A 17,529-nucleotide genomic window follows, 5' to 3' on the forward strand; every position below is an offset into this window, starting at 1 on the left:
AAGAATACTACAAACATATATAAATATGCAAAATATTTATTAAAAAGTGGTTAATGCCTGTAAAATATCCGTGACGAAAGATACATTACCCGGATTTATATAGTAAATTTGCCCATTACATTTTAAATTAGTGCTGTGGCAAAAAACATTTCATTTATCAATAGCATCAACCCAGAGTTCACAAAAGAACTGAAAGGACAAGTAGATGCCTATTTCAAAGAGAGCAAAAAAAAGCAGACCGGTGACTGGCGCATTTATCACAAAACGATCGTTTTGATTGCTGCGTTAATTACGCTTTATGTACTGCTGGTGTTCGGTAGCCTGCCTACCTGGGCCAATGTACTGATGTGCGGATTACTTGGACTGACGTTCTCCCTGATCGGATTTAATGTAATGCATGATGGCGGCCACGGCAGCTATTCAGATAAGAAATGGTTGAATAACATTATGGGCTATTCCCTGAACATTATGGGTGGCAGCACCTATTTCTGGAAGGTGAAACACAATGTAATCCACCACACCTACACTAATATTGAGGGGCATGATGATGATATTGATATCAAACCATTCATCCGCACCAACAGAGAGCAAAAGCACTACCCTTTACATAGATTCCAGCATATCTACAGCCTGGTACTCTACTCTTTAACATACATCACCTGGATCGGATTTAATGATTTTACCAAGTACTTTACAGGTAAGATCATGGATAAAAAGGTGCCTAAGATGGCGACTAAAGACCATATCGGTTTCTGGGCTACTAAGGTTTTCTACCTTGTTATGTTCATCGTTGTACCTATCGTAGTGGTAGGCTGGCAACACGCCCTGATCGGTTACCTGATCACGGCTGGTATTACCGGAGTTATTATCAGTATAGTATTCCAACTGGCACACGTAGTTGAGGACGTTGAGTTCCCTATGCCAAACGAAGACACGCACAAAATCGAGCAGAACTGGTTTATACATCAGTTACAAACGACTTCTAACTTTTCTACCCGCAGTAAAATAGTATCCTGGATGACCGGTGGCCTGAACTTCCAGGTAGAGCATCACCTGTTCCCTAAAATCAGCCATATCCACTACCCTGCCATCAACCGTATCGTACAGCAGGTATGTGCCAAATATAATGTACCTTATCACGAACATCGAACACTGATCGGCGCACTGGGATCTCACCTGCAATACCTGAAAGTAGTAGGTCAGACTGCATAAAAAAGACATTTTCTTATAAATAGGCTGCTTATAGAGCAGCCTATTTTATTTATTGAATATCCCTGCTTTCAGGAGACAAAGACGCGCACTGCTCTATTCGATTCTATTTTTTTATGCCCCCTTAGCCTTGATGCAAAAGGTACTACAGCAAACAAAAGCTATATACAAAACAATAAAGGCTGCCCATGGGCAGCCTTTATTGTTTTGTATATCAGAGATGGACTTATACCTGGAATACTCCGGCTTTCCATTCCCTGTTGATCGGCGCATTGTTAGCGGCCTTAATTCCTTCTGCAATCACTTTACGCGTATCCAGCGGATCAATGATATCATCTACCCACAGGCGGGAAGCTGCATAATACGGAGTAGTTTGTTTATTATACTTGTCCGTAATTTCTTTCAGCAGTGCCTGCTCTTTTTCCGGATCAATGGTTTCACCTTTTGCTTTCAGAGAAGCCACCTGGATCTGCAACAGCGTTTTTGCGGCCTGCTCGCCACCCATTACCGCAACTTTGGCATTAGGCCATGCATATATAAAGCGTGGATCGTAAGCCTTACCACACATAGCATAGTTGCCGGCACCATAGGAGTTACCAATGATGATCGTGATCTTAGGCACTACAGAGTTTGCTACAGCATTCACCATCTTGGCACCATCTTTAGTAATACCGGAATGCTCACTGCGCGTACCTACCATAAAGCCGGTCACATCCTGCAAAAAGACCAATGGTATTTTTTTCTGGTTACAGTTCTGGATAAAACGGGCTGCTTTATCGGCACTGTCACCATAGATTACCCCACCCAGCTGCATTTCTTTCTTACCGCTCTTTACAATCGTACGCTGGTTGGCCACAATACCTACTGCCCATCCGTCTACACGGGCATAACCACATACAATGGTTTTACCGTAATCTTGTTTGAACTGATCGAATTGTGAATTATCTACAATGCGCTCAATGATCTCAACAACATCATAAGGTTTATTGTTCTCTGCACTCACCAGGCCACAGATCTCTTTAGGATCTTTCAATGGCAGCGCCGGTTTTGCACGGTCAAATCCTGCTTCTTCCGGTTTACCCAGTTTATCTACAATTCTTTTTACCTGATCCAGGCATTCCTGCTCGGTATCAAATTTATAATCGGCAATACCGCTGATCTCTGTATGTGTAGTCGCACCACCCAGGGTTTCCTGGTCTGCATCTTCACCGATCGCCGCTTTTACCAGGTATGGTCCGGCCAGGAAGATAGAGGCATTACCGTTTACCATCAGCGTCTCATCGCTCATGATCGGCAGGTAAGCACCACCAGCCACACAGCTACCGGTTACTGCTGCAATCTGGGTAATACCCATAGCACTCATCTGTGCATTATTTCTGAAAATACGTCCGAAATGCTCCTTATCCGGGAAAATCTCGTCCTGCATGGGCAGATAAACACCGGCACTATCCACGATATAGATCACCGGCAGGCGGTTTTCCATCGCAATCTCTTGCAGGCGCAGGTTTTTCTTACCCGTAATAGGGAACCAGGCTCCGGCTTTAACCGTATAATCATTGGCAATGATCATACACTGACGGCCACTTACATAACCGATACCGGCTACCGTACCACCAGCAGGACAACCGCCATGCTCAGGATACATCTCATAACCGGCAAAAATACCCAGCTCCAGGAAGTCTGAATCTTTATCTGTCAGGTATTCGATACGCTCACGAGGCGACATTTTGCCTTTGGCTTTTCCTTTTTCGATTGCTTTCTTTCCACCACCCTCTTCAATCACTGCTTTACGCTGTCTCACCTGGCTGGTGATCAGGCGCATAGCATCTTCATTTTTATTGAATTCTAAATTCATAATATAATATGTTCAGATATAGATAAATTCGGGGCGTAAGTTACTCTTTTTTTAGCTATTTAAAGATAAGCTCATTTCTGCTGCATCTGTGGAGAAGGAGAAACAAAAAGGATCGCATAGACATGCGATCCCTGAGCTGTGAAGAGAAATGATTATATCATTATAAGTATACAAAGTATACTTGCTTTTTTCCATCAGGTGTAGTGTAATAGCTGTATAGGATTAGCAGGTATTAATTATAGGTGTAGGGATCAGGATCTGCCCTGCCCATATACCCTTAAAGGACAATGGCAGACCTGATATTTTTCATAGATAGTATGTTGCTTTTATTGTTTCACTACTTTAACACTCAGCAGTCGTTCCGTTCCGTTTGTAATAATCACCGTATATGTACCCGCTGCATAAGCGCCAAGCGCCAGATCGGCTACATCAGCCACAGCCTTTTGCTGTATCAACTGCTTGCCGGTGATATCATATACCTGTATCAATGATCCGCTTTGCAGCCCTTTAACATGCACCACATCAGGGGTGGGATTAGGATAGAGTACTATAGGCAGATCACCACAATTGGTGCGTACCAGTACCACAGTGCTATAGGTGTACTGACCATCCCGGTCAATCATCTTCAGGCGATAATAACCCGAACCTGCTGGTTGCTCATAGGCGAATTCATATGCACTTCCGGCAATATTTTTTGCTGGTGTGCTACCTACCAGCTTATAGCTGCTTCCGTCCTTGCTATATTCTATCTCGAAACGGTCCAGCGATTGCTCTTCTGCGGTAAGCCAGTTCAATTGTGCAGCACAGGCCATTGGTTTCCCTGTAAAACTCACAAGCGTTACCGGTAAAGGAGAGTTCGCATCCGGAGACTTGGTAAACCAGCTGCCTGCATCACCGCAATTAGTTGCTGTACTGGTCAGCGAGAAACCACGAACATGAATTACAGAGCCACCAACACTACCCGTAATATCGGTACCCGAAGGGCCTGTATTCCAGTTTCCGTTACCCTGGTATTGCGTAATAAAAGCATTCGGGTCGCCGCCAAATACGGTTGTATATGTACCGCCGTTCGTTGCACTATTATGCTGCAGGTTCATGGTTACACCACTACCATTAGTACTGGTGATCTGCCATACGCGGTCCATACCCTCTTCAGGCGCATGAATCACTATACCTCCTATGCTCTGTGCATCAGCATAGTTTTTAACCCGTACCTGGAAGTTATCGGTTGCGGTACCATCATTGCGCAGGATAGCAGGGGTAAAATCGCGCCCGCCGCTATACGTTTCCGCACGTCCGATCGGGAATACAAAGCTGGCCCCGCTGGCCAGTCCTGTCTTTTCTACCGCTCCGGCACAGGCCGTTGTACCATTGGTCAGGAAGTAGGCAGCATCAGGTGCTACAGTCGTACTCCAGGTACCATTAGCCGTAAAATCGAAGTTATTATTACCCAGGTTTACATCGCCGCTTACCGCGTCAAACACCAATGTACCTTCTAAACGGGTATTGCTGTTGACCAGGTTTACATTATTGGCATTTTTTATATGCATGGAGATATCCATAGCCACATTTCCCCCGTCTATATTCTGAGCAAAATTGCCGCCGCTGTAAGCTGAAAGACAAGGTGAGCTGCTGAGGTAGCTGGCCGGCACTGCAGGCCGCGGAGCTATAAAGTGTACATTTCCTCCAGGCGTTGTATTGGCCATAGTTTCATTGTCTGATACAACAGCGGTAGTGGCGTTAGTCCAGGTAGTTCCATAAAAGTTAATCGTCCCTCCGGGCGATACTTTCAGCGTACCATTATTAACAAAATCACCATATACACTCAGCACACCACCGCTTTGTACCGTAATATTACCATTATTGATCAGGGCACCGTATACATCGTATACACCCGCAGGGCCAATCTCTATGCTGCCTGCAGCCGATATGGACTGGTCGCCGCTTGTAGCGCCTGTATAATTTACATACTGGCTGTAGCCTATAGCCCCACCGGTAGTGCAGGCCCCCTGCTGGCCACTGGCCTTATGAGCAAAAAGAATGGTCATTAATGACAGGCTATAAATAACCGGCCTCCATTTTATGATTTGATTCATTTTTGATTGCTTTTAAAATAAGAAAATAGAAGTGTATGCATGTATTTAACCATATTACATGGCATACGATCCCCTGTACCGGGTTTTCGTTCTATGTCATGCTCGAACGAAAACCGGCAAAAATGTTTAAGGGATAAAAATTTTTGAATTAAGGGCAGATCAACATGATGGTTTTTCAGACTAGCCGGGCAAAAAGTGCCGGATTATCGATCATGTATACCCAATGTAGAGAAAGCTTATGGCTTCACATATACCGGACCCCCAGTGGTTAAGAAGTACATGGCACCAGAAGGCAATGATGCATCAGCAACAGCATCTGCAGGCGTATTATATTTAGGCAGGTTTGCAAACACAATATTACCATTGACCGCTGCCCCTTGAGTTTGTGTAGACAGGACGGTCAGTGCATTCTTTCGTTGTAAACCTGTTCCTGTTCCGACAGTAAACAGTGCTCCGTCTACTGGTTGATTCTGTCTGCCCACTACTGTTCCGTATGCCATACCAGGAGTTACCATATTATTAAATCCCGCAATCAGTGTCCAACGTGCAGAATCGATATTGTTATCGCCAAATACTGCGCTTGAGCCAAAACCAGAATTTCCATTTACCGTTCTGTTACCAGTACCGACAACAATAGTATAAGGTGTTTCCACATTATTTAATCTACCGCCAACAATGCTCTGATACCCTGTTGAACGGACCGTATTATACTCCCCACCTACTATATTGGCAGTACCAGAATCTTTATTGAAATTTCCCATTACCAGCGAACCGGTTCCTCCAGAAAGGATATTGGTGCTACCACCAACTATACTATTATTACAAGATGCCAATGGTCCGCCTACAAAGTTATTTCCACCCAGTACTAAAGATCCCTCGGAACGGTTAACGGTATTATTATAACCAAATATACCCGAATTAACCGCATTAATTCCAACCGTATTTGAAGAACCTATAGTAAGCGTAGTTCCGGACGCAACTGTATTATTAACACCAGATACGATTGCCGCTGCTGCTGCAGGACTTACAATATTGTTCTGCCCTGCAACCAGGGTATAGCTGGCTGAGTCGATATTTCCAAAACCGGAAACCGAAGCCTGATACACACCTGCAACACTATTATTTGCAATACTATTACCATAGCCGCTCAATACGCTATAAGCGCTGTTAACAATAGTATTCATAGATCCGGATAATGTATTGCCGGTTCCACTACTACCACTTACGGAGTTATTGATACCGGTTACCAGATTAGCCGTTGCTACGTCAGCATTGAGTGTATTGCTATACCCGCCTACGACGTTTGCATCGTGTTGCATACCTGCCAGGTTATTATCTGAACCAAATACTGCACTATACGATGACCCAGGGCTTAATGCATTACCACTTCCACTTACAATAGTATGATCAGCCGAGTCTCTATTGAAATTACCCCAAACGAAGCTGTTTAACGGTACAGAATTAACATCGAAGCTACCAGCGCCACCCAAAAGACTACCATTCTGACTAAAAATAGCTCTGGTGATGCCATTGGTGCCCACCGCCAGATTTTGAGTATCTGTAGTACCCCAGAAATTAGACGCACCTACAGGTGTACCTAAAGTGGTCGGAGGCACTGTTCCTGCATTGCCTTTCAGCTTCCAGTAACTCGCATCTGTTTTTGTAGTGGTCGTCAGCAGATTCCATTGCCCCTGCCATACTACCAATCCGGTATCGAGACCATTTGCACCCGGTGCGTTGCTATAAACAATCATACCTGTAACCGGTGTACCGGCAAGACCCCATACCAGGCGATCTGTCAGGGTGATACGGGTAGGTAAGAAACCTTTGTTAGTACTCTCCAGTTCCAATAAGGAACCTCCATTAATAGTAACCGGATTGTTACCGAATTTTACTTGTGCGTCAGCCTTAGCCCATAATCCTGCTGTAACGATCAGTAATAAAGAAAACTTTTTCATGTTTTTAAATTTTTTACTCTTCATGTTTTTATTAGGATGCAAAGGTCTGACGATATCTACTTTCGGCAAACGCTACTTTAGTAGTAAATTGTGTAGTTATACTCTTTATCAGGGTCCGTAACGTACGACTTTAAGCACTGCTTTGCGGCGCTGCTGCTGCATAACGACGATATAATATGGTGCTGAAGCATAAGGTCTCATATCAATAGGTTCACAGATCTTTTGCACATCAGTAGTATGTAGTAGTCTTCCGTCTGTAGTATACAATTGTAACACCTGACCCTTTTCCAGCCCGTTTACATATACCCAGCCATCACTTACCGGATTAGGGAAGGCATGTATCTGAGTGCAGTCTATATATATCAATAGCGGAGGACTAACCAGAGCAGTACTGTCTTCAAAAACAATACGCAGCTGGTAGCGGTTCAGGTCCTGTAGCGGAAAGGCATCATTCATATGATATTTGTTTGCCTCATTGGCTGTATTGGCCATCAGACCAATCAACTCACTGGTACTGCCCGCACTGTCTGCGCTGCGCCATACTTCAATACGATTTATGGCAAGATCGTCTAACAGGAGTTGCAGATCAAGATCGACTGTACAGCCCTTACGTTTTATACTAAACTGTAACAAACTGTCTGTACTCACGGTATCTTTACGGAACCAGGCATTCTTATTATCACAACCCGCGGCAGTAGTATCAAAGATATAGGCACCCTGTGCAGCAGACGCAATACCAGCATTGCCCAGACCGGTCCCCAGAGACCGGGGGCCGCCCTTTCCGTTCTTTGTAGCCCTGTCGTCCTTAAACTGCATAATGGTACTGAAGGTTCCTGACGGATTAACAAAAAGATCATCAATATCATTAGTTAAACCCGTACGATGCATCATGGTAATCGCTACTTCACCACCACCTGTAGTATGTACCCTCCACAGATGATCATGGGCTGGATCGGACGGGCTACCCGTTGTATACCCTATAGCCTGTACCTGGGCATATGATTTGACATCGGCACGGATGATTTCTATCTGCTCACTTCGATTCTCCACCGCTATAGGACTAAAGTTGCGTGCGCCGTCGCCGCCCATTTCAGAAAGGCCTATCGGGAACACAAAATTATTACCGGCAGCGACCTGCTCTTTCTGTACCATTCCCTTACAGTTAAGGGTATCGATACTATTATTAGTGATCAGGAACGCCTGTCGGGCATCTGGTATAGACCAGTCATAGCCTGCATATTTTTCAAATACAAAATCCCGGTCATTTAAGATTATATCTCCATCCGGTACAGCAAAGTCCAGCATACCACTCAGGCGGGTATCGGTTTCTTCCAGGCGAATGTTGTTTGGATTCGCTACCTGTAATATAATATCCATGGGCACATTACCACCCTTCAGGACTTGTTCAAAATTACCTCCGCTATAATTGTCCATAACACAGGCCGAAGCCTGTACCGATGCAGAAATTACGGGCCTTGGTGCTGCGAACTGTATCGTGCCGCCTGCAATAGTATCGGGAAAAGGCGCCCCGTCTCCCACTATCGCATCTGTATCATTCTTCCATACAGTACCATAGAAAATAATTGTGGCACCGGGCTCTATAAACAGAGACCCCTTGTTATCTACAGATCCATAAATGCTCAGTACAGATCCCGATTTCAGTCTCACAATCGCTCCCGGATGTATCGTCAACGAAGCATAAACAGTTACGTTCGAGGTTGCGGAAAGGTACCAGTCGGCAGTAAATATGTTATTCGGATCATTATTCCCATCCAGAATAACCAGGTCACCCAGGGCATAGCTTGCATTGCCCTGTTCTGCAATGCCGGTAAAATGAGCTCCTAAAGTATCACAGAAAGTCTGCGCATAAAGAGGTACAGCGGTACATAAGCTGATCAGCAATATGCACCACATCAATTTTAAATAACTCTTTATACGAGAAAGAGTATACACACTCCGGAAAAAAAACATTTGCAGTAGCTCAGATATACGAAACAAAGATATTAATATTAACAATAATTACTACCTGTAGTAGTACCCTGTTACTACAAAAGTAGTAGCTGAGATGGCAGTAAACGGCCGCGAGAGCGCTTAACTTTTTCTACTTTTACACGTAGTATAGATAGTCCGGTATTTAGCTATACACTAAAATATTTCTATGATAGTTACATATGATCTTGTGTCTCCCCAAAAGCTTAAGTCAGGTAAGCTCCTGAATACATGGTTAAGCGGCATACTGATCGTATTGCTTCTTCTGCTTTCCTGCAGACGATCACCGAACCAGGACCAACCCCTCCCTGTTGCACCGGCCGATCTGAAATTGATAGACAGTCTCAAAACTGAGGCACAGCATACAGGTCAAACCGACAGTGCGCTCTCCTATTATGCCTTAATTAAACAGCTTGCCCGGCAAAAGAAATATGATGAAGTACTTTTTGATGCTTATTGCCTTTCTGCCATGGCCCTCATTAATAAGCAGGGTAATTTCGAAGGAGCAAAAGCGCAACTGGACAGTATCAGCAGACTGGGTATTTCTCTGAGTCCGCAAATGGAAGTGTCGCTCGACCTGCGTTACGGTGTAGTGTATAATGTATCAGATTCGGCCATCTACTTTCTGAAAAAATCGCTAGATAACCCACAGTTGCTGGACCAGGAAGATAAGTTACTGGCCAAAGCTACATTGAGCACTTTATTTGCTTCCAGAAAAAACTACGATCTGGCCTATGAATATGCAATAGACTATCTCAAAGAGAATAAAACCAGGAAAGATCCTGCAAAAAAACTGAAGGGTGAGGTGATTACCCTCAACAATCTCTATATTATAGAACAAGGCCGCAAAGACACTGCGCAGGCTTTCCGTTACCTGCAGCAAGCCATACAGCTGGACAAAGACTCTGCTGACCACTCCATGTTCAGTAACGTATACCAGAACATGGGCAAATATTACCTGAACAAAGGCGATACAAAACAAGCCTGGCAATATTTCAGCATCTTCGAACAGATTATCCGGGAACACTATGAGGATGAGTATTTATTTTACCCCAGATTATATGAAGCAGAGGTCCTGTTTGCCGAACAAAAATATGATTCCTGCCTGCTGCTCTTACAACAGGCAGCAACTATAATTGATCCCGAAGACCTGGGCGATCCGCCGATTCAAAAAGAATATTTTGAATGTCTTTACAGCGTATATCAGCAAAAAGGCAATACAACCAGTGCGTTAAAGGCTCTCGAGCGCAGAAATGTATACAGCGATGTATTATACCAGCAGGATACTGATAATAGGCTTACCTCTTACGAACGGGAGCGAAAACAGGAGGCAGCAGATAGAGCCATTGCCATAAAAGAACAAAAAATAGAAAGGCAAACGCTAGTATCCCGTTTTCTGATTGCAGGCTGCATCCTGCTCCTGATCCTGATCCTTGTCAGCTACCTTTACTGGCGCAATAAAAAGGCCCTGGAAACGCAAAAACTAAAGGAGCTGGAGCAACGGTCTGCGCTGGAACGTGCACGTCTGCTGATAGAAGTAGAAAGCAAAGAGCGTAAACGTATAGCCCGCGAACTGCATGATGAAATAGGCAGTACCCTGACCACTATTGGTCTTGCCGTACAGGTACTTAAACAGAACACAACCGGACCAGTTCCTGCCCTGGATATCATTGAACGGAATAGCAGGAAACTAACCTTACAGGCAAAAGAGATTGTATGGAGCCTGAATGACAGTAACGATAACCTAGCTAGCCTGATCGCACGCATACGCCACTACTGCGTACAATTCCTGTCAGATGTGAATTTCAATCATTCGGTTACCATACCGGAAGATATACCGGATATGAACATTGAAGGGTTTAAACGCCGCTACATCTTCCAGACCATAAAAGAAATTGTGAATAATGCAGTAAAGCATAGCCAGGCAGATAAAATCAATGTTTCGGTACAGATAAATGATCAGCAGCTCACTGTACAGGTTGCAGATAATGGAACGGGCATGCAACCAGAGGTATATCCAAACAATGGTAACGGGTTAGGTAATACCCGTAATAATATTACAGCCATCGGAGGTACCATTTCCTGGATCGAACAGGAGGGCACTATAGTTTCTATAGAGGTTCCTTTGCCATAATGCTATATTTTCAGTTACTTTGTATGAGTACAGCCTGAATCCGTAAAATGAATCCTATGATCTCTGTTATTATTGTTGAAGACCAGGAGGACACCCGTTTTCTGCTGCAGACCATGCTCATGAATGAAAGCAGTATCAATTGCATTGGTACCGCAGTAAATGGGACAGAGAGCCTTAGCCTGATCCCCTCTCTTCAGCCGGATGTGGTTCTGATGGATATCGGATTGCCCGATATCAGCGGAGTGGAATGTGTACGCAGGCTTAAAAGCAGCTGTCCGAAAATAGAGTTTATTATGTGTACGATAATGGACACCGCAGAAAGCGTATTCGAGTCCATACTTGCCGGTGCCAGCTCTTATGTGCTCAAAAACAGTGCAGCTACAGAAATCATCAACACCATACAAGAGGTTCATGCCGGTCGTAGCCCCATGGATGGGGACATTGCCCGTAAAATGATCAGTGTACTGCAACATAAGCCACAACGATCGGATTATGGCATTACACCCAAAGAACACGAAGTACTGGAATCGCTGTCTAAGGGATTCACCTACCAGGAAATATCAGACAAATTGTTCATCTCTGTTAAAACCCTGAAAGGCCACATCTATCGTATCTACCAGAAGCTGCAGGTTAACAACCGGGTGGAGGCGATCAATAAATACCTTGGTAACCACCGCCAATCCTGAGGGTAACTATCAGGACTGGCAAAGCATCTATAAATATCCTTTATAGGCCTTTTCGCCAGCCTCTAGGTTTGAAGCAAATTTTACTACCTTTGCTCCAAAATTGTTCAAAAATACCTTATATGAATAACGCATATTTTTCTTTCCCGATGCCTCAGAATGAGCCGGTACGCGATTATGCGCCCAACAGCGCAGATGCTAAAAACTTAAAAGCAGCTATTGCCGACCTGAAGGCCCAGGTAAGAGACATTCCGATGTATATCGGCGGAGAAGAAGTTCGTACAGATAACAAAGTAAGCATTCACCCCCCGCATGAAACAGCACACCTGCTGGGTCACTTCAGCATGGGTGATGAAACGCATATCAACAAAGCTATCGAAGCGGCACTGAAAGCCCGTGACCAATGGGCTGCTACCAGCTGGGAGCACCGTGCGTCAATCTTCCTGAAAGCAGCTGACCTGCTGGCCAATAAATATCGTTTTAAAATGAACGCAGCAACAATGCTGGGTCAAAGTAAAAACGCATATCAGGCCGAGATTGACAGTGCTTGTGAGCTGATCGATTTCTTACGCTTCAACGTACACTTCCTGAGCCAGATCTATGCACAACAGCCGATCTCTGCTCCGGGTGTGAACAACCGTATGGAATACCGTGCACTGGAAGGTTTCGTACTGGCGATTACGCCGTTCAACTTTACAGCAATCGGTGGTAACCTGCCTACTGCTCCAGCTATGTGTGGTAACGTTATCGTATGGAAACCGGCTAACACCCAGGTATACTCTGCGAGCGTATTTATGGAGATCCTGAAAGAAGCAGGCTTACCTGATGGTGTAATCAACCTGGTATATGCAGGCGGACCAACTATCGGTGATATCTGTTTCAAACATAAAGATTTTGCAGGCGTACACTTTACTGGTTCTACAGGTGTATTCAATACCATGTGGAAAACAATCGGCGAAAATGCTCCTCATTACAAATCTTATCCAAGAATCGTAGGCGAGACTGGTGGTAAAGACTTCGTATACGCACACCCAAGTGCTGATGCTGATGCAGTGGCCGCTAACCTGCTTCGTGGTGCTTTTGAATACCAGGGACAAAAATGTTCTGCAGCATCAAGAGCATACTTACCTTCTAATATCGCGGAAGCTGTAAAAAACAAATTACTGGCCGAAATGAAAACCCTAAAAATGGGTCCTGTAGATGATTTCACCAATTTCGTAAACGCGGTAATTGATGAGAAATCATTTGACAAACTGGCTAACTATATCGATGGTGTAAAAAACAGCAGCGATGCTGAAATTATTGCCGGTGGTAGCTATGATAAGAGCAAAGGATACTTCATCGAACCAACTGTAATCGAAGCTAAAAAAGCAGATTACGTAACGATGTGTGAAGAGCTGTTCGGACCTGTACTGACCATCTACGTTTATGATGAGCAAGAATGGGACAGCATCCTGGATACCGTAGACCGTACTTCAGGTTATGCCCTGACCGGTTCTATCTTCGCTAAAGACAGACAAGTAATCGAATACCTGACCAAGCGCCTGGTTAATGCTGCAGGTAACTTCTATATCAATGATAAACCTACCGGTGCGGTAGTAGGCCAGCAGCCATTCGGCGGTGCCCGTGCATCCGGAACGAATGATAAAGCGGGTTCTGCACTGAACCTGTACCGTTGGTTAAGTGCCCGTACCATTAAGGAAACTTTTGTACCGGTTACCAACTATCGTTACGCTTTCCATCAGGAAGGTTAATCCGGTAAAGACCATAATTTAATCACAAAGGAGCAGCATAACCGCTGCTCCTTTTTTGTACCTTTGTATACGCTTTAGGGGTATTCCATTTTGGAATTGAGAGAGTCCCTCAGTACCTGATCCGGTTGATACCGGCGTAGGAAAAAGCATCCCGGCGCATACGACATATCTTGTCCGTGCCTTTGCTTTTCTTTGTGTAACAAGGCTGAGGAACAATACCCTGTCTTTACACAGATATTCCATGCAAGAAACGAAACATACATTTCCCACTGTACTGACCATTGCCGGATTTGACGGCAGCGGGGGCGCAGGCATACAGGCCGATATCAAAACGATATCTGCGCTAGGCGCATATGCCACTACTGTACTGACGGCTCTGCCCGTACAAAATACGATGGGCGTACAACAGGTGTATCCGATCCCGACAGAAATCGTGGCGGCACAGCTGGAAGCCGTACTGGAAGATATAAGACCACACGCCATCAAAATAGGTATGCTGCATACAAAAGCGCATATCGAAGTGATTTGTACGACCCTATCAGGTTATCCTGATATCCCTGTCATACTGGACCCGGTTATGGTGTCCACTTCGGGCAAAAGATTGCTGGATGAATCGGCCATAGCAACGATGCAGTCCCTGATGTTTCCCGCCATCGCACTGCTTACCCCAAATATGGACGAGGCCGCAATACTGGCCGGAATCCCTGTACAATCTGTATCAGATATGGAACGTGCGGGAGCAATTATCCTGCAACAAGGCTGTCCGGCTGTCCTGGTCAAAGGCGGACATATGGAAGGTGAGGCATTAAATGCTGTTTATGGTACCATAAAAGGCGAACAACATATATTTACCCAGTCTCGTGTGGACAGTATCAATACACATGGCACCGGCTGTACCCTTTCGGCAGCTATAGCAACGTTCCTGGCCATGGGGTATACGATGACCGAAGCCATACAGGCCGCACAGGAATATGTACATAAGGCGATACTGGCCTCAAAAGGCGTACACATCGGTAGAGGCAAGGGCAGCCTCAATCACTTTTTTGACCCGCAGGTCATGCACCCTATAAACAGATAAGCACATGCACACACTCTTGCAGGATATAGAATCGGTTATTTTTGATATGGACGGGGTTATCATAGACTCCATGCATTTCTGGCAACAGGCAGAAGAGGCTATTTTCGGCAGCTTAGGGATCACCCTCAGCCCCGAGCTATGCGCCCGTACAGCTGCTATGACGACCACCGAGGTGACCCGCTTCTGGTATGAAACCTCTCCCTGGACCGGCCCTACACTGGATGAAGTCGCAGCGGAGGTAATCCGGTATGTGGGTGAGCTGATCCATACTAAAGGTGAGGCCATAGAAGGCATACAGCATACCATTCAGCAATTGCATGCCCGAGGTTACCGGCTGGGACTGGCTACCAATGCTCCTACACAGCTGATTCCTATTGTGCTGAACAAACTGGAACTGGCTGCATACTTTAACTATTGTGCATCCGGAGAGGATGAGGAGCAGGGGAAACCGCATCCGGCTATTTACCTGAAAGTAGCCAGCGAGCTGGGTACCGCACCGGAAAAATGCCTGGTTTTTGAAGACTCCTTTTTCGGGGCTACCGCTGCAAAGCGCGCCGGCATGAGGGTGATTGCCCTGCAACCCGAGCCTGCAGACCCGCGCATTCATGCCCTGGCCGACAGATGCATTCCACATTTTCAGGCACTGGAATGGTAGAACCCATCTGCTTTTCTTATCTTTAATCCTATTATAACACCGATAAAAAAACATTCATCTGTGGCTAAACTCGACGTCTTTCACCGCTACCTCCATATCGTTAATTTCTTATTGAAAAAACCGGCATCGCTGGATGAGATTAATGATTACCTCTCCATCAAATCGGAGCAGGACGGCCTGAACTATATTGTATCGAACCGTACCTTCCTGAGGGACAAGGAGGCAATCTTCTCCCTGTTCAAACTGGACATCCAGTACAACAACAAGGAGAATCAATACTACATCAGCGAGGATGATAGTCCGGAAGATGTGCATCAGCGGCTGCTGGAGGCCTTCAGCACCTTCAATGCGCTGCAGTTTACCCAGGATATACCCAACAAAGTACAGTTTGAAAAACGGCGCCCTCAGGGTCTGGAGTTTTTCCGTACCATATTACAGGCCATTTCACAGCAAAGAGAGCTCGCATTTGATTATAAAAAATTCTATGAAGATAAACCCCAGCGCCGCAATGCCCAGCCTTTGCTGCTGAAAGAGTACAAGCACCGCTGGTACCTGCTGGCACTGGATACCGTAGAACAGGATATACGCACTTTCGGCCTGGATCGTATGGACAACCTGCTGATCTCTACCAAAAAGTACAAAAAGGATAAACAGCTACTGCCGGAAACCTATTTCCAGCATGCATTTGGTATTATGAAACCGAATAATGAGGCTTTGGAAGAAACGATCCTATCCTTCAATGCGGTATCGGGCAATTATGTAAAGACTATGCCCTTCCACCATTCTCAAAAGATACTGATCGATACGGAGGAGGAACTGCGTATCTCTCTGAAAGTGCACCTTACCCAGGATTTTATCCTCGAGCTCCTGTCTCATGGGGCATATGTAAAAATATTGCAGCCCGCAGCCCTTGTAGACAGGGTAAAACAGGCCTTACAGGATGCTTTGCAGCAATATAAATAACCTGTTTAATATTTTAACAGCTTAATAGAGGATAGATATGCGGTAAAACCAGGAAATGTCGTACATTTGCAAAAATTTAATTTATCACAGATGGAAAATCTGCGACACATACCCATAGAGGTGCTCGAAAAGACCCTCACGGAGTGGGGGGAGCCAAAATTCCGGATCAAGCAGATCAAAGAATGGATTTGGCAAAAAAATATCGGATCAATCGAGGAAATGAGCAACATTTCCAAAGAGCTCAGAAACAAACTGCATGAGCTTTTCTATATTCCTAAAGTCAGCGTCGATCATAGTCAATTCAGTGAAGATGGTACGGTAAAAAGCCGTTTCCGCCTGCACGATAACCGCTATGTAGAAGGGGTTCTGATCCCTACCGACACCAGAACTACTGCCTGCGTATCTTCACAGGTGGGTTGCAGCCTTAGCTGTAAGTTCTGCGCTACGGGATATATGAAGCGTATGCGTAACCTGGACTGGGATGAGATTGTGGATGAAGTAACGCTTCTGAACGAGCAATCTGAAAAACATTTCGGACGCAAGCTCAGCAACATTGTATTTATGGGTATGGGCGAACCTTTGCTCAACTATAAAAACATGATGCAGGCAGTGGAACGCATTACCGCACCGGAAGGTCTGGGCATGAGTCCGCGCCGTATTACGGTATCTACAGCCGGTGTGGCCAAAATGATTCGTCAGCTGGGTGATGATGGCGTCCGTTTCAAACTGGCCCTGAGTCTGCATGCTGCCAATGATCAAAAACGTAACGAGATCATGCCGATCAATGAATCGAATGACCTTAAATCGCTGATCGAGGCCCTGAATTATTTTTACCAGAAGACCAAAAGCGAAATCACGCTGGAGTACATTCTCTTCTCAGAATTTAACGACAGCCTGGAAGATGCCGCTGATCTGGTAAAAGTATTCCGTCAGATCCCTGCCGACCTGGTGAACATCATTGAATATAACCCGATCGAAATGGCTGATTTCAAAAAGCCAAATGAAGCGGTTACCGACCGCTTCATGGACTACCTGGCCAAGCACAGAGTTAATGCCCGCCTGAGAAGGAGCCGTGGCAAGGACATTGATGCCGCTTGTGGTCAGCTGGCCAATATCGATCACGAACAACCAAATGCATAATTTTCAAAAAGGATT

General features: G+C 45.2%; 12 protein-coding genes and 1 riboswitch. Of the genes, 8 read left to right on the forward strand and 4 right to left on the reverse strand.

Annotated elements, in window-relative coordinates:
* Positions 1-135: 135 nt before the first annotated feature.
* Positions 136-1,212: a fatty acid desaturase family protein gene (locus FTD44_RS03455; protein WP_317196821.1), complete on the forward strand. Its 1,077-nt coding sequence runs from the start codon at positions 136-138 to the stop codon at positions 1,210-1,212.
* A 223-nt stretch (positions 1,213-1,435) separates the two neighbouring features.
* Here the strand turns inward: FTD44_RS03455 and FTD44_RS03460 are convergent, their stop codons facing one another.
* The 4 genes from FTD44_RS03460 to FTD44_RS03475 form a co-directional block, all read right to left on the reverse strand.
* Positions 1,436-3,064, reverse strand: coding sequence for an acyl-CoA carboxylase subunit beta (locus tag FTD44_RS03460; RefSeq protein ID WP_222165167.1), 1,629 nt, complete (start codon positions 3,062-3,064; stop codon positions 1,436-1,438).
* A gap of 326 nt (positions 3,065-3,390) precedes the next feature.
* On the reverse strand, positions 3,391-5,160 hold the full coding sequence (locus FTD44_RS03465) for a T9SS type A sorting domain-containing protein (protein WP_222165168.1): 1,770 nt from the start codon (positions 5,158-5,160) through the stop codon (positions 3,391-3,393).
* 236 nt (positions 5,161-5,396) lie between these two features.
* Entirely contained in the window at positions 5,397-7,118 is a 1,722-nt protein-coding gene (locus FTD44_RS03470; RefSeq protein ID WP_222165169.1) for a beta strand repeat-containing protein, read from the reverse strand.
* A gap of 108 nt (positions 7,119-7,226) precedes the next feature.
* The gene (locus FTD44_RS03475; protein ID WP_222165170.1) at positions 7,227-9,032 is read right to left on the reverse strand and encodes a hypothetical protein; all 1,806 of its coding nucleotides are present in this window, start codon (positions 9,030-9,032) and stop codon (positions 7,227-7,229) included.
* 244 nt (positions 9,033-9,276) lie between these two features.
* Between FTD44_RS03475 and FTD44_RS03480 the strand changes: the two genes are divergently transcribed.
* From FTD44_RS03480 to rlmN, 7 genes are all read left to right on the forward strand, one after another.
* Complete coding sequence (locus FTD44_RS03480; protein WP_222165171.1) at positions 9,277-11,241, forward strand: tetratricopeptide repeat-containing sensor histidine kinase; 1,965 nt, start codon at positions 9,277-9,279, stop codon at positions 11,239-11,241.
* A 56-nt stretch (positions 11,242-11,297) separates the two neighbouring features.
* Positions 11,298-11,927, forward strand: a complete 630-nt coding sequence (locus FTD44_RS03485; RefSeq protein WP_222165172.1) for a response regulator transcription factor — start codon at positions 11,298-11,300, stop codon at positions 11,925-11,927.
* A gap of 119 nt (positions 11,928-12,046) precedes the next feature.
* A complete protein-coding gene (pruA, locus tag FTD44_RS03490) occupies positions 12,047-13,678 on the forward strand; it encodes an L-glutamate gamma-semialdehyde dehydrogenase (RefSeq protein ID WP_222165173.1) in 1,632 nt (543 codons plus the stop codon).
* Between the two features lie 66 nt (positions 13,679-13,744).
* Positions 13,745-13,838: riboswitch (TPP riboswitch) on the forward strand.
* 81 nt (positions 13,839-13,919) lie between these two features.
* Positions 13,920-14,756, forward strand: coding sequence for a bifunctional hydroxymethylpyrimidine kinase/phosphomethylpyrimidine kinase (thiD, locus tag FTD44_RS03495; protein ID WP_222165174.1), 837 nt, complete (start codon positions 13,920-13,922; stop codon positions 14,754-14,756).
* Positions 14,757-14,760: 4 nt separating this feature from the next.
* Positions 14,761-15,411 carry an HAD family hydrolase gene (locus FTD44_RS03500; protein ID WP_222165175.1) on the forward strand — a complete coding sequence of 217 codons (651 nt, stop codon included), beginning with the start codon at positions 14,761-14,763 and terminating at the stop codon, positions 15,409-15,411.
* A 60-nt stretch (positions 15,412-15,471) separates the two neighbouring features.
* Entirely contained in the window at positions 15,472-16,374 is a 903-nt protein-coding gene (locus FTD44_RS03505; RefSeq protein ID WP_222165176.1) for a helix-turn-helix transcriptional regulator, read from the forward strand.
* Positions 16,375-16,464: 90 nt separating this feature from the next.
* Complete coding sequence (gene rlmN, locus FTD44_RS03510) at positions 16,465-17,514, forward strand: 23S rRNA (adenine(2503)-C(2))-methyltransferase RlmN (RefSeq protein ID WP_129022352.1); 1,050 nt, start codon at positions 16,465-16,467, stop codon at positions 17,512-17,514.
* The last annotated feature ends 15 nt before the right edge of the window (positions 17,515-17,529 follow it).

This window comes from Edaphocola aurantiacus (assembly GCF_019797745.1).
Lineage (GTDB): Bacteria > Bacteroidota > Bacteroidia > Chitinophagales > Chitinophagaceae > Edaphocola > Edaphocola aurantiacus.